This is a genomic window from Pseudomonas sp. PS1(2021) (genome assembly GCF_020405165.1).
GTDB classification, from domain to species: domain Bacteria; phylum Pseudomonadota; class Gammaproteobacteria; order Pseudomonadales; family Pseudomonadaceae; genus Pseudomonas; species Pseudomonas aeruginosa.
Map to the genome: position 1 here is coordinate 5,003,852 of NZ_CP084484.1, position 14,052 is coordinate 5,017,903.

General features: G+C 67.8%; 11 protein-coding genes and 1 pseudogene. All 12 read left to right on the forward strand.

Going from position 1 to position 14,052, the window contains the following annotated elements; translation table 11 throughout:
* Positions 1–1,236 precede the first annotated feature (1,236 nt).
* Positions 1,237–1,752 (forward strand): annotated as a pseudogene (gene ctpL, locus LE197_RS37350) (methyl-accepting chemotaxis protein CtpL); the annotation flags it as partial.
* 159 nt (positions 1,753–1,911) lie between these two features.
* Complete coding sequence (dsbD, locus tag LE197_RS24045) at positions 1,912–3,687, forward strand: protein-disulfide reductase DsbD (RefSeq protein ID WP_023108816.1); 1,776 nt, start codon at positions 1,912–1,914, stop codon at positions 3,685–3,687.
* 143 nt (positions 3,688–3,830) lie between these two features.
* Entirely contained in the window at positions 3,831–4,274 is a 444-nt protein-coding gene (gene aroQ / locus LE197_RS24050) for a type II 3-dehydroquinate dehydratase (RefSeq protein WP_003095385.1), read from the forward strand.
* A gap of 23 nt (positions 4,275–4,297) precedes the next feature.
* Positions 4,298–4,768, forward strand: coding sequence for an acetyl-CoA carboxylase biotin carboxyl carrier protein (gene accB, locus LE197_RS24055; protein ID WP_003110495.1), 471 nt, complete (start codon positions 4,298–4,300; stop codon positions 4,766–4,768).
* Between the two features lie 17 nt (positions 4,769–4,785).
* Complete coding sequence (gene accC, locus LE197_RS24060; protein ID WP_003095391.1) at positions 4,786–6,135, forward strand: acetyl-CoA carboxylase biotin carboxylase subunit; 1,350 nt, start codon at positions 4,786–4,788, stop codon at positions 6,133–6,135.
* A gap of 110 nt (positions 6,136–6,245) precedes the next feature.
* Positions 6,246–7,112: an EI24 domain-containing protein gene (locus LE197_RS24065; RefSeq protein ID WP_023108817.1), complete on the forward strand. Its 867-nt coding sequence runs from the start codon at positions 6,246–6,248 to the stop codon at positions 7,110–7,112.
* Between the two features lie 80 nt (positions 7,113–7,192).
* Positions 7,193–8,077, forward strand: a complete 885-nt coding sequence (prmA, locus tag LE197_RS24070) for a 50S ribosomal protein L11 methyltransferase (protein ID WP_003107506.1) — start codon at positions 7,193–7,195, stop codon at positions 8,075–8,077.
* Positions 8,078–8,172: 95 nt separating this feature from the next.
* The gene (locus LE197_RS24075; RefSeq protein ID WP_003161322.1) at positions 8,173–9,450 is read left to right on the forward strand and encodes a DUF3426 domain-containing protein; all 1,278 of its coding nucleotides are present in this window, start codon (positions 8,173–8,175) and stop codon (positions 9,448–9,450) included.
* 203 nt (positions 9,451–9,653) lie between these two features.
* Entirely contained in the window at positions 9,654–10,652 is a 999-nt protein-coding gene (gene dusB / locus LE197_RS24080; protein ID WP_003095402.1) for a tRNA dihydrouridine synthase DusB, read from the forward strand.
* The gene (fis, locus tag LE197_RS24085) at positions 10,649–10,972 is read left to right on the forward strand and encodes a DNA-binding transcriptional regulator Fis (protein WP_003121116.1); all 324 of its coding nucleotides are present in this window, start codon (positions 10,649–10,651) and stop codon (positions 10,970–10,972) included. The genes dusB and fis overlap by 4 nt, the downstream gene beginning before the upstream one ends.
* Before the next feature lie 79 nt (positions 10,973–11,051).
* Positions 11,052–12,659, forward strand: coding sequence for a bifunctional phosphoribosylaminoimidazolecarboxamide formyltransferase/IMP cyclohydrolase (gene purH, locus LE197_RS24090; protein ID WP_003105151.1), 1,608 nt, complete (start codon positions 11,052–11,054; stop codon positions 12,657–12,659).
* 103 nt (positions 12,660–12,762) lie between these two features.
* Complete coding sequence (purD, locus tag LE197_RS24095) at positions 12,763–14,052, forward strand: phosphoribosylamine--glycine ligase (protein ID WP_003105150.1); 1,290 nt, start codon at positions 12,763–12,765, stop codon at positions 14,050–14,052.

The following is a 14,052-nucleotide window of genomic DNA, read 5'->3' on the forward strand; positions in this document are numbered from 1 at the left end:
GCCCTGGAAAGCCTCGCCGAGGCCTTGCCGGAGCTACCGCCGGACCTCGCCCGGACCCTCGCGCCAAGCCTCGCGGAGTTGCGCGAATTCAGCGCCGGCGACCTGCTCGCCGCCGGCAAGCTCGCCGGCGACCCGCAGGGCCTGCTGCTACAGGCCGAGCGCGACCTCACCGGCAACCTGGAACAATGGTCCGCCTACCTGGACGCCGCGGCGGGGCAGCCCCAGGCCGGCGCCTACCGCACCCCGCTGCTGCTCGCCAGCCTGCACCTGACCCGCCTCAGCCTGGCCCGCGCCAAGCTGGTGGAAAGCGCCAACCCGGCCCTGGCCGGCGACGTCGAGCGCGAATTGGCCAACCTGCGCGAGCAGGCCGGGCGGATCGAGGCCTTGCCGCTGCTCGGCGTGCTCGACGAGCAACGCTCGGCCAGCGACGACTTCGCCGCCATGATGGGGCTGGCCGGCGACGCCGAGGCTGGCGCCGGCAATGCCGAAGACCGCGGCGTGGCGCTGCGGCGCGAACTCGCCAGCCTGCTGCAACGCTATCCGGACGAGTTGCGCCGCACCCGCGACCTGATCGAGCGTCGCCAGCAACTGTCCGCCGACACCGGCGCCAGACTGGACGCGGTGCGCCAGGCCCTGGCCACCCTGGAACCGCAGGTGCGCGGCGAACGCCAGCGCCTGCAAGGCCAGGTACGCCTGATCCAGGGTGGGATGATCGCCCTGATCCTGCTCATCGCCCTCGCCATCGACAGCCTGCAAAGACGCCTGGCGCGGGTCCTCGGGCAACTGGTGCCGGCGCTCTCGGCCTGGGCCGACGGCGACTTCTCGCGCCCCATATCCCTGCGTACCCGCACCGAGGACCTGCGCAACCTGGAAGATTCGCTGAACCGCCTGCGCAGCTTCCTCGCCGAGCTGGTCGGCGCGATCCACCGCCGCGCCGAACAGGTCGCCGGCAGCAGCCAGACCCTGGCCGAGGTCAGCAGCGGCCTGCACGCCGGGGTCGAGCGCCAGGCCGGCGATACCGGGCAGATCCGCGACGCCCTCGGCGACATGGAAGCGGCGATCCAGCAGGTCGCCGGAGACGCCAGCCAGACCGCCGACGCCAGTCGCAGCGCAAGCCAGGCAGTGGAGCATGGCCAGCGGGTGATCGGCGAGAGCCTGGGCGGCCTGCGCGAGCTGGTCGACGAGGTGCAAGGCAACGCCCAGTCGATCGAGCGCCTGGCCGAGGAGTCGGCGACCATCGGCAGCGTGCTGACGGTGATCCGCTCGATCGCCGAACAGACCAACCTGCTCGCCCTCAATGCCGCCATCGAGGCCGCCCGCGCCGGCGACCAGGGCCGCGGCTTCGCCGTGGTCGCCGAGGAAGTCCGCTCGCTGGCCCAGCGCACCGCCGGCGCCACCGAGGAGATCCAGCAGCTCATCGGCCGCCTGCAACAGGCCGCGCGGCAATCGGTGGAGGCCATGCGCAGCCAGGTCGAACATGCCGAACGCACCGCCGAACAGGCCGGCGCGGCGGAAGGCGCGCTGGACGAAGTGGTCGCCGCGATCCATACCATCGGCGTGATGGCCGAACGCATCGCCGAAGGCTCGACCCAGCAGAGCCAGGCGGTCGGCGAGATTCGCTCGCACAGCGAACGCATCCACGCCCTGGGCGGGGAAAACCTGCGGCTGATCGGCCATAGCCGCGAACAGGGCGAGCAACTGCGGCAACTGGGCGGCGACCTGCGCACCACGGTGCAGGCCTTCCGCCTGTGACCCTGCGGCGACGTGCCGCAAGGCGCCAGAGGAACCGTCTGGCTTCGGACCGGTCGGATACCGCTCAGCGGAACCGGGGCAGGACCTGATCAGCCGCACGGGGCTCGATCGGGCCCGGCTTTCCGCTATCATTCCGGCTTTTGATCCGACGAGATATCCATGCGCCGCCTGCTGACCCTGATCCTCCTGCTGGTCGCCCTGCCCGCCGGCGCGGGCCTGTTCGACAGCCGTCCCGGCGCCTCCCTCGGCGGCGGCCTCGATGGCGGTGGCTTCCTCAAGGTCGACCAGGCGTTCAAGCCCAGCGTCGAGCGCAGCGACGCGCAGCACGTGCTGCTGCGCTTCGTCAACGCCGAGGGCTACTACCTCTACCGCCACCGCTTCCAGTTCAAGGTCGAGCCAGCCCAGGTCAGCCTCGGCCAGGTGCAGCTGCCGGCGGGCAAGCAGCACCACGACGAGTACTTCGGCGATACCGAGGTCTACTACAACATCGTCGACCTGAAGATTCCCCTGAACAACCCGGCCCGGCAGCCCTATACCCTCGTGGTGACGTACCAGGGCTGCGCCGACAAGGGCCTCTGCTACCCCCCGGAAACCAGGCGCTTCGACATCGACGGCGGTGCCGCGACGCCAGCCGCGAGCGACGCGGCCGGCAAGGGCCCGCTCGAGCACAAGGGCAAGCGCAGCCTGCTGTTCTTCTTCCTCGCCGGCCTGACCCTGACCTTCACCCCCTGCGTGCTGCCGATGCTGCCGATCCTCTCCGGAGTGGTCCTGCGCGGCCGGCCGGGCGGTGGTCGCGGCTTCGTCCTGTCGCTCGCCTACGTGCTGCCGATGGCGCTCTGCTTCGCCCTGCTCGGCGCGCTGATGGGCATGTTCGGCGCCAGCCTCAATCTCCAGGCGCAATTGCAGTCGCCCTGGGTACTGGTGCCATTCGCGGCGTTCTTCGCGCTGTTCGCCGTGGCCATGTTCGGCTTCTTCGAGCTGCGCCTGCCCGGCTTCATCCGCGAACCGCTCGACCGCCTGGCCGGCGATGCGCGCGGCGGCTCGATCCTCGGCGCGGCCACCCTCGGCGTGCTTTCCAGCCTGCTGGTCTCGCCCTGCGTCTCCGCCCCGCTGGCCGCCTCGCTGCTCTATATCAGCGCCAGCGGCGATGCCTGGGGGGGCGGCCTGCAACTGTTCGCCCTCGGCCTGGGCATGGGTACGCCGCTGGTGGTGTTCGGCGCCGGCGGCGGCGCCCTGCTGCCCAAGAGCGGAGCCTGGATGAACGGCGTGCGCAACGCCTTCGGCGTGCTGTTGCTGGCGGTCGCCGTGTGGCTGCTGGAGCGGGTGGTGTCCGGCCCGGTGGCGCTGATGCTCTGGGGCATGCTCGCCGGCGGCGCCGGCCTGGCCCTGGGCGCCCTCGAATTCACCCCGAAGAGCGCCGCACGCCGCCTGCTGCAACTGCTTGGCCTGATGTTCCTGACCTACGCGGTGGCCGCCTGGATCGGCGCCCTGCAGGGCGAGTCGGACCCGATCCATCCGCTGGGCCGCTCGGTGCCGTCGATCCATGCCGGGCCGCCGAGCACGCCCGGCGAATGGCAGAACCTGACCACCCCGGCGCAGTTGGACGCCGCCCTGGCCGAGGCACGTCAGGCCGGCAAGCCGGTGCTGCTGGACTGGTATGCGGACTGGTGCATCAGTTGCAAGGTCATCGAGCGCCAGGTTCTCACCGATCCCACGGTGCAGGCACGACTGCCGGCCTACCGCCTGCTGCGCTTCGACATCACCGAAAGCAACCCGGCCCAGCGCGGCCTGCTGGACCGCTACAACCTGTTCGGTCCGCCGGCGATCCTGTTCTTCGCCCCGGGCGGTGACGAATGGAGCGACTTGCGCGTCATCGGAGAGATCGGCGCCGCCGGGCTCGCCGAACGACTGCGCCGGGCCGCTACCCGGCAGTGACATGCGCTGACATACTTCTGCCGCAATTGCCGGTCAACATGCGGCGATCTACTGCAATCTAACAGTGACTGGACAGTCATACGGAAATTCCGGCATAGTGCCCGCTTGCCGTTTGCAGCCTGTACAGGACAATCAACAAGACAATGGCGACCCTCCTCGTATTGCACGGGCCGAATCTGAACCTGCTGGGCACCCGCGAGCCCGGCACCTACGGTTCGACCACCCTCGGGCAGATCAACCAGGACCTCGAGCGCCGCGCCCGCGAAGCCGGCCACCACCTGCTGCATCTGCAAAGCAACGCCGAATACGAACTGATCGACCGGATCCATGCCGCGCGCGACGAAGGCGTGGACTTCATCATCATCAATCCGGCGGCATTCACCCATACCAGCGTCGCGTTACGTGACGCGCTGCTTGCGGTGAGCATCCCATTCATCGAAGTGCACCTGTCGAACGTGCACAAACGTGAACCTTTCCGGCATCACTCCTACTTCTCCGACGTGGCGGTAGGGGTGATCTGCGGTCTCGGCGCCACAGGCTACCGCCTGGCCCTGGAATCCGCCCTTGAACAACTTCAACGCCCCTGACCTCACTGGGAGTGCTAGCGCTAATGGACATTCGTAAAGTCAAGAAACTGATCGAGCTGCTGGAAGAGTCCGGTATCGACGAACTGGAAATCCGCGAAGGCGAAGAGTCGGTACGCATCAGCCGCCACAGCAAGACCGCCGCCCAGCCGGTGTACGCACAGGCTCCGGCCTTCGCCGCTCCGGTCGCCGCGCCGGCGCCGGCAGCCGCCGCTCCGGCCGCCGCTGCCGCGGAAAGCGCCCCGGCCGCGCCGAAGCTGAACGGCAACGTGGTTCGCTCGCCGATGGTCGGCACCTTCTACCGCGCCGCCTCGCCGACCTCGGCCAACTTCGTCGAAGTCGGCCAGAGCGTGAAGAAAGGCGACATCCTGTGCATCGTCGAAGCCATGAAGATGATGAACCACATCGAAGCCGAAGTTAGCGGCACCATCGAGTCGATCCTGGTGGAGAACGGCCAGCCGGTTGAGTTCGACCAGCCGCTGTTCACCATCGTCTAAGCCGCGGGGAACCTGCGATGTTGGAAAAAGTGCTGATCGCCAACCGCGGCGAAATCGCCTTGCGCATCCTTCGCGCATGCAAGGAGCTGGGGATCAAGACGGTGGCGGTACACTCCACCGCCGACCGCGAGTTGATGCACCTGTCGCTCGCCGACGAATCGGTGTGCATCGGTCCGGCCCCGGCCACCCAGTCGTACCTGCAGATCCCGGCGATCATCGCCGCGGCCGAGGTCACCGGCGCCACCGCGATCCACCCCGGCTACGGCTTCCTCGCCGAGAACGCCGACTTCGCCGAGCAGATCGAACGCTCCGGCTTCACCTTCGTCGGCCCGACCGCCGAGGTGATCCGCCTGATGGGCGACAAGGTCTCGGCCAAGGACGCCATGAAGCGCGCCGGCGTCCCCACCGTGCCGGGCTCCGACGGCCCGCTGCCGGAAGATGAAGAAACCGCCCTGGCGATCGCCCGCGAGGTCGGCTACCCGGTGATCATCAAGGCCGCCGGCGGCGGCGGCGGGCGCGGCATGCGCGTGGTCTACGACGAATCCGAGCTGATCAAGTCGGCCAAGCTGACCCGCACCGAGGCCGGCGCGGCGTTCGGCAACCCGATGGTCTACCTGGAGAAGTTCCTGACCAACCCGCGCCACGTGGAAGTCCAGGTGCTTTCCGACGGCCAGGGCAACGCCATCCACCTCGGCGACCGCGACTGCTCCCTGCAGCGCCGCCACCAGAAGGTGATCGAAGAGGCGCCGGCCCCCGGCATCGACGAGAAGGCTCGCCAGGAAGTCTTCGCCCGCTGCGTCCAGGCCTGCATCGAGATCGGCTACCGCGGCGCCGGCACCTTCGAGTTCCTCTACGAGAACGGCCGTTTCTACTTCATCGAGATGAACACTCGCGTGCAGGTGGAGCACCCGGTATCTGAGATGGTCACCGGTGTCGACATCGTCAAGGAGATGCTGCGCATCGCCTCCGGCGAGAAGCTCTCGATCCGCCAGGAGGACGTGGTCATCCGCGGCCATGCGCTGGAATGCCGGATCAACGCCGAAGACCCGAAGACCTTCATGCCCAGCCCGGGCAAGGTCAAGCACTTCCACGCCCCCGGCGGCAACGGCGTGCGCGTCGACTCGCACCTCTACAGCGGCTACAGCGTGCCGCCGAACTACGACTCGCTGGTCGGCAAGGTCATCACCTACGGTGCCGACCGCGACGAGGCGCTGGCGCGGATGCGCAATGCCCTGGACGAGTTGATCGTCGACGGTATCAAGACCAATACCGAACTGCACAAGGACCTGGTGCGCGACGCCGCCTTCTGCAAGGGCGGGGTGAACATCCATTACCTGGAGAAGAAACTGGGTATGGACAAGCACTGATCCGTCAGTCGCTGCGCACAAGGGCTGCCTCCGGGCGGCCCTTGTCGTTTCCGCCTGCCGGCCGCCCCAACGGTGCTATCCTCGTCGCCCCTCCACCACCGGACTCCTGCATGGAACGCATCCGCCGCTGGTACCGCCAATCGCTGGCCGCCGCGACCGAGGCCGCGACCTGCTTCGCCCTGGGTTTCAGGGAAAGCCTGCAACCCGCCGCACTCTTCCGCTCCGCGAGCCTGTGCATTCTCGTCAGCGTGCTGTGCACCTGGCTGTTCGTGCATTTCTTCGAACCGATCATCCGCCTCTGCGGCTGGGCCGCGCTGTACACGGCATTCAGCGTGGCCAACTTCGCCCTGATCCCCAGCAGCTCGCTAATCGAGGCCGGCAGCGGTGGCCCGTACTTCGATCCGCTGGCGGCCTTCAACGGCCTGGCGGGACTGGCGCAACTGGCGTTCTATTTCGTCGGCTATGCCGCGCTGTTCTTCGTCGCCCTGTACGCCGCCAGCATCGTCTTCGGCATCCGCCTGGGCCTACGCATCGGCCTGCTCGGACAACTGAAGGAACAGGTCCGCCAACGCTACCCGCGACTGGCACCTGCCTCCGGCGAAAGGATCTCGCTGTGGCGTGCCACCGGCTTCCGCCTGGCACCCTGGCTGGGCGTTTCCGGATCGATCCTGGTCGGCCTGCTGGTTCCGCTCTACAACGGTGTACTCCTGCTGCTGGCGCTGGCCTACCTGAACATCCGCTTCCTGCTGCCCGCCACGCTGGCCGGGCTGGCCGATGCCGGCGAGCAGCTCGCCGTGCTTCGTGCTCGCCGCGGCAGCCTGTTGCTGTTCGGCCTGCTGATACTGCTCCTGGCGCTGGTGCCGCTGCTCAACCTGCTGCTGCCGGCGGTGCTCGGCGGCGGTACCTGCCACCTGGCCAATCGCGGCCTGGCGCAACTGCGCGGCGAGGCCACGGCAGAGAGTGGCAGCGCCGGCTAGCCTCAAGTAAGCTTGCGCGGTGGAAAACGGGTCGCCCCTGGGCGGCCCGTTTCGTTTACAGCCGCAACAGAGGTCGCCCCATGCCCTGGTTACAAGTTCGCCTGGCCATCACCCCGGAACAGGCCGAAACCTACGAAGACGCCCTGCTCGAAGTCGGCGCCGTCTCCGTGACCTTCATGGACGCCGAAGACCAGCCGATCTTCGAGCCGGACCTCGGCACCACCCCGCTGTGGTCGCGCACCCACCTGCTGGCGCTGTTCGAAGCGGACACCGATGAGACCGCCCTGCTCGCCCACCTCGCCTTGCTTACCGGCGGCGACCTGCCCGAGCACCATGTCGAGGAAATCGCCGACCAGGATTGGGAACGCAGCTGGATGGACAACTTCCAGCCGATGCGTTTCGGCCGCCGCCTGTGGATCGTGCCGAGCTGGCACGCCGCCCCCGAGCCGGACGCGGTCAACCTGCTGCTCGATCCGGGCCTGGCCTTCGGCACCGGCACCCACCCGACCACCGCGCTGTGCCTGGAATGGCTCGACGGCCAGGAACTGGCCGGCCGGCAGGTGCTCGACTTCGGCTGCGGCTCGGGAATCCTCGCCATCGCCGCGCTGCTGCTCGGCGCCGAACGGGCGGTCGGCACCGACATCGATCCACAGGCCCTGGAAGCCTCGCGCGACAATGCCTCGCGCAACGGTATCGAGCCCGCGCGGTTCCCGGTCTACCTGCCGGCGGACCTGCCGCAGCGACAGGCCGACGTGCTGGTCGCCAATATCCTCGCCGGCCCGCTGGTTTCCCTCGCCCCGCAACTGACCGGCCTGGTACGTCCCGGCGGCCTGCTGGCGTTGTCCGGCATCCTCGCCGAGCAGGCCGCGGAGGTCCGCGCGGCCTACTCCGCACACTTCGATCTCGACCCGACCGCCGAGCGCGAAGGCTGGATCCGCATCAGCGGCCGCCGCCGCGCCGATTGATGGCGCGCCGCCAGCCACCACTGATCCCGCCCCACTGCCTTCGTGCAAGAAGCTTGGGGTAGACTAGCCGCCGGATTTTCCCTACGGATCGCCGCATGAGCGAAAGCGTCATCACCCAATGTCCCCATTGCAGCACCAGTTTCCGCGTCAACGACGCGCAACTGGGCGCCGCCAATGGCGCGGTCCGCTGCGGCACCTGCCTGAAAGTCTTCAACGCCCTGCAACACCAGGTCGGTGGCGCGCCGCGCGCGAACGCTCCTTCGGCAGCCGAAGCGAAGCCGGCCGCCGCTCCGCCACCCGCGCCCAGCGTCGCGGCCGCCACCTCGGCCGCGCCCCCGGCAGCGCGCCCGCGCGACGAAACCCTGTGGATCCATGACGACCTCGACCTGGACAGCCTCAACCTCGACGAGGAACTGGCCAAGCTCGACGAATTCGAGCTGAACCAGGAATTCTCCAGCATCGAGAAGGCCCCGCGACCGGCGGAAAGCCTGCTGGCGCGCCGCGACGACGAACGCGATCCACATGACGAACGCTGGGCCGAGGCGCTGATCGCCGATGCCGAACCGGCCCAGCCGGCGCGCGGCAATCCGCGCCAGGAACCGAGCCTCGGCGAACCGCTGGCGGAAGAGCGGGTATCCTTCGTGCCGCTGCGCCGCGCCGAGGATCCGCCGGAACTTCGCCTCAGCCTCGATGACGACGATGACGACGAGCCCAGCCTCGGCAAGCGCCGCCACGGCCTGAGCGCCCTGGATGAAGACGACGAGGAAAGCGCCGAGGAACAGTCCGTCGCGCCCCTGGGCAGCGCCCGCAAACCGGACGAGGCGCCGGTCGAGAGTCTCGACCAGTTGCGCGACGAGCCGCTGCAACTGGCCTGGGAGAAGCCCCGGCGCCAATGGCCGCGGCGTCTCGGCTGGCTGCTGCTGATCCTGCTGGCGCTGGGCGGTCTCGCCGCTCAGTACATCGCCTACCATTTCGACGAACTGGCGCGCCAGGACGCCTATCGCCCCTGGTTCGCCCAGCTCTGCCCGGAAATCGGCTGCACCCTTCCCTCCAAGGTCGACGTGGAGCAGATCAGGAGCAGCAACCTGGTGGTCCGCAGCCATCCCGAATTCAGCGGCGCGCTGGTGGTCGACGCGATCATCTACAATCGCGCCAGCTTCTCGCAGCCGTTCCCGCTGCTGGAACTGCGCTTCGCCGACCTCAACGGCCACCTCATCGCCAATCGCCGCTTCAAGCCCGGCGAGTACCTCGGCGGCGAGCTGGCCGGACGAACGGAAATGCCACCGCAGGTACCGATCCACGTGTCGCTGGACATCCTCGACCCGGGTCCGAAGGCGGTGAACTACAGCCTGAGCTTCCATTCCCCGGAGTGACCGGAAAGACCTCGCCGGTCGCCGCCGGGCCGCTACGCCCACCCGCTCGCGCGGAGCGCCAGGCGCAAGTGCCGCTCGTCTTCCAACTGTAAGAACTAAGGAATCGGCTGTTCAGAATTTATCCAAAACAGCCTTTATCCGGTCATCCAGAGCGGGTATCATGCCCTCCCTTTTTTCGCAGCACCGCAAGACAGGGAAGCCCCATGTCGGTGGTACGCATCGGCCCATATACACTGCCCAACAGACTGATCCTCGCGCCGATGGCCGGGGTGACCGATCGTCCGTTCCGTCAGCTTTGCCGTCGCCTTGGCGCCGGGATGGTGGTATCGGAGATGGTGACCAGCGACGTCCGCCTGTGGAACAGCCGCAAGTCGCGCCTGCGCCTGATCCACGATGGCGAGGACGAGCCGCGCTCGGTGCAGATCGCCGGTGGCGATCCGGCCATGCTGGCCGAGGCCGCGCAGCGCAATGTGGAACTCGGTGCGCAGATCATCGACATCAACATGGGCTGCCCGGCGAAGAAGGTATGCAACAAGGCAGCGGGGTCCGCCCTGCTGCGGGACGAGGCGCTGGTCGCCGAGATCCTCGATGCCGTGGTCAGGGCGGTCGACGTACCGGTCACCCTGAAGATCCGGACCGGCTGGGACCGGGACAACCGTAACGGCGTCACCGTCGCGAAGCTCGCCGAACAGGCGGGGATCCAGGCTCTTGCGGTGCATGGCCGGACCCGCGCCGACCTGTACACCGGGGAGGCGGAGTACGAGACCATCGCGGCGATCAAGCAGGCCGTGTCGATACCGGTGTTCGCCAATGGCGACATCGATTCGCCGGAAAAGGCCAGGAAAGTCATCGAGCAGACCGGGGTGGATGCCCTGCTGATCGGTCGGGCCGCCCAGGGAAGACCGTGGATTTTCCGCGAGATCGACCATTACCTGCGGACCGGCGAGCACCTGCCGGCGGCGCCGCTTCCCGAAGTGCAGAGCATCCTGCTCGAACACCTCGCGGAGCTGCACCTTTTTTATGGGGAAGAAATGGGTGTGCGGATCGCCCGCAAGCATGTGGGGTGGTATCTCGCGACTCTGCCGGGCGCAAGGGAATTCCGCGCCCAGTTCAATCGTTTGCAGGACACGGATGCGCAGTGCGCCAGCGTCAGGCAGTTCTTCGCCGAGCGCCAGAACAACGGAACAGGGGTGGCCGCATGACAACGATGACGACCGAGACTTTAGTGAGTGGAACAACGCCCGTGAGCGACAACGCCAACCTGAAACAGCACCTCACCACGCCGACGCAAGAAGGGCAGACCCTGCGCGACAGCGTGGAGAAGGCATTGCACAACTACTTCGCCCACCTCGAAGGGCAGCCGGTCACGGACGTTTACAACATGGTGCTCTGCGAAGTCGAAGCGCCGCTGCTGGAAACCGTCATGAACCACGTCAAGGGGAACCAGACCAAGGCCTCCGAGCTACTCGGCCTGAACCGCGGGACCCTGCGCAAGAAACTCAAGCAATACGATCTTCTTTAAGAGCGGCGGCGGGCTCCGGCCAAGGGCGCGCGTCCCGGCCGGCACCCGCGGCCGGAAGCCAGCCCTCAGGACCCTTGCAATGACCGACCAAACCACCCGCCTGCCCATCCGCCGCGCGCTGATCAGCGTTTCCGACAAGACCGGCGTCGTCGACTTCGCCCGTGAGCTGGTCGCCCTCGGCGTGGAAATCCTTTCCACCGGCGGCACCTACAAGCTGCTCCGGGACAACGGCATCTCTGCCGTGGAAGTGGCCGACTACACCGGCTTCCCGGAAATGATGGACGGTCGGGTGAAGACCCTGCACCCGAAGGTGCATGGCGGTATCCTCGGTCGCCGCGACCTGGACGGCGCGGTCATGGAGCAGCACGGCATCAAGCCGATCGACCTGGTGGCGGTCAACCTGTATCCCTTCGAGGCCACGGTGGCCAGGCCCGACTGCGACCTGCCTACCGCCATCGAGAACATCGATATCGGCGGGCCGACCATGGTCCGTTCGGCGGCGAAGAACCACAAGGATGTCGCCATCGTGGTCAATGCCGGCGACTACGCCGCCGTGATCGAATCCCTCAAGGCCGGCGGCCTGACCTACGCCCAGCGTTTCGACCTGGCCCTCAAGGCGTTCGAGCACACCTCCGCCTACGACGGCATGATCGCCAACTACCTGGGTACCATCGACCAGACCCGCGATACCCTAGGCACCGCCGACCGCGGCGCCTTCCCGCGCACCTTCAACAGTCAGTTCGTCAAGGCCCAGGAAATGCGCTACGGCGAGAACCCGCACCAGAGCGCGGCGTTCTACGTCGAGGCGAAGAAAGGCGAGGCCAGCGTCTCCACCGCCATCCAGTTGCAGGGCAAGGAACTGTCGTTCAACAACGTCGCCGACACCGACGCCGCCCTGGAATGCGTGAAGAGCTTCCTCAAGCCGGCCTGCGTGATCGTCAAGCATGCCAACCCCTGCGGCGTCGCCGTGGTGCCGGAAGACGAAGGCGGCATCCGCAAGGCCTACGACCTGGCCTACGCCACCGATAGCGAATCGGCGTTCGGCGGCATCATCGCCTTCAACCGCGAGCTGGACGGCGAAACCGCCAAGGCCATCGTCGAGCGCCAGTTCGTCGAGGTGATCATCGCGCCGAAGATTTCCGCCGCCGCCCGCGAGGTGGTCGCCGCCAAGGCCAACGTACGCCTGCTCGAATGCGGCGAATGGCCAGCCGAGCGCGCCCCGGGCTGGGACTTCAAGCGGGTCAACGGCGGCCTGCTGGTACAGAGCCGCGACATCGGCATGATCAAGGCCGAGGACCTGAAGATCGTCACTCGCCGCGCGCCCACCGAGCAGGAGATCCACGACCTGATCTTCGCCTGGAAGGTGGCCAAGTTCGTCAAGTCCAACGCCATCGTCTACGCCAGGAACCGCCAGACCGTCGGCGTCGGCGCCGGCCAGATGAGCCGGGTCAACTCCGCACGGATCGCCGCGATCAAGGCCGAGCACGCCGGCCTGGAAGTGAAAGGCGCGGTGATGGCTTCCGACGCCTTCTTCCCGTTCCGCGACGGCATCGACAACGCGGCCAAGGCCGGCATCACCGCGGTGATCCAGCCGGGCGGCTCGATGCGCGACAACGAAGTGATCGCGGCGGCCGACGAGGCGGATATCGCGATGGTGTTCACTGGCATGCGCCATTTCCGCCATTGAGTATCACGGCGGCTGAGCGCGATGCGGCCAGCCGCCCTACCCACGAATTTCACGCAGGGCGGATAACGCGGCGCGTTACCCGCCGTTGCGCCAGGAGAACCCCATGAACGTACTCATCATCGGCAGCGGCGGTCGTGAACATGCCCTGGCCTGGAAAGTCGCCCAGGACCCGCGCGTGGCGAAGGTCTTCGTCGCCCCGGGCAACGCCGGCACCGCCACCGAAGCCAAGTGCGAGAACGTCGCCATCGACGTGCTGGCCCTGGAGCAACTGGCCGACTTCGCCGCGAAGAACGTCCAGTTGACCATCGTCGGTCCCGAGGCGCCGCTGGTGGCAGGCGTGGTCGACCTGTTCCGCGAGCGCGGCCTGGATATCTTCGGCCCGACCGCCGGCGCCGCCCAGCTGGAAGGCTCGAAGGCCTTCACCAAGGACTTCCTCGCCCGCCACCGGATCCCCACCGCCGCCTATCGCAACTTCACCGAGGTCGAGCCGGCCCTGGCCTACCTGCACGAGCAGGGCGCGCCCATCGTCATCAAGGCCGATGGCCTGGCCGCGGGCAAGGGCGTGATCGTCGCCATGAACCTGGACGAAGCCGAAGCCGCCGTGCGCGACATGCTCGCCGGCAATGCCTTCGGCGACGCCGGCTCGCGCGTGGTGATCGAGGAGTTCCTTGATGGCGAGGAGGCCAGCTTCATCGTCATGGTCGACGGCCAGAACGTGCTGCCGATGGCCACCAGCCAGGACCACAAGCGCGTCGGCGATGGCGACAGCGGGCCGAACACCGGCGGCATGGGCGCCTACTCGCCGGCCCCGGTGGTCACCGCCGAGGTCCACCAGCGGGTGCTGGACGAAGTGATCTACCCGACCGTGCGCGGCATGGCCGAGGAAGGCAACGTCTATACCGGCTTCCTCTATGCCGGCCTGATGATCGACAAGAGCGGCGCGCCCAAGGTCATCGAATTCAACTGCCGCTTCGGCGATCCGGAAACCCAGCCGATCATGGTCCGCCTGGAGTCCTCCCTGGTCCTGCTGGTCGAGGCCGCCCTGGCCAAGGCGCTGGACAAGGTCGAGGCGACCTGGGACCCGCGTCCGACCGTGGGCGTGGTACTGGCCGCCGGCGGCTATCCGGGCGACTACGCCAAGGGCGAGGTCATCGAAGGCCTGGCCGAGGCCGCCGCGCTGGACGGCAAGGTGTTCCACGCCGGCACCGCGCTGAAGGATGGCCAGGTGGTCACCTCCGGCGGCCGCGTGCTCTGTGCCACCGCCATCGGCGAGAGCGTGTCCGCCGCCCAGCAACAGGCCTATCGCCTGGCCGAGAAGATCCGCTGGAACGGCTGCTTCTACCGCAAGGACATCGGCTACCGTGCCATCGCCCGCGAGCGCGGCGAGTCCTGA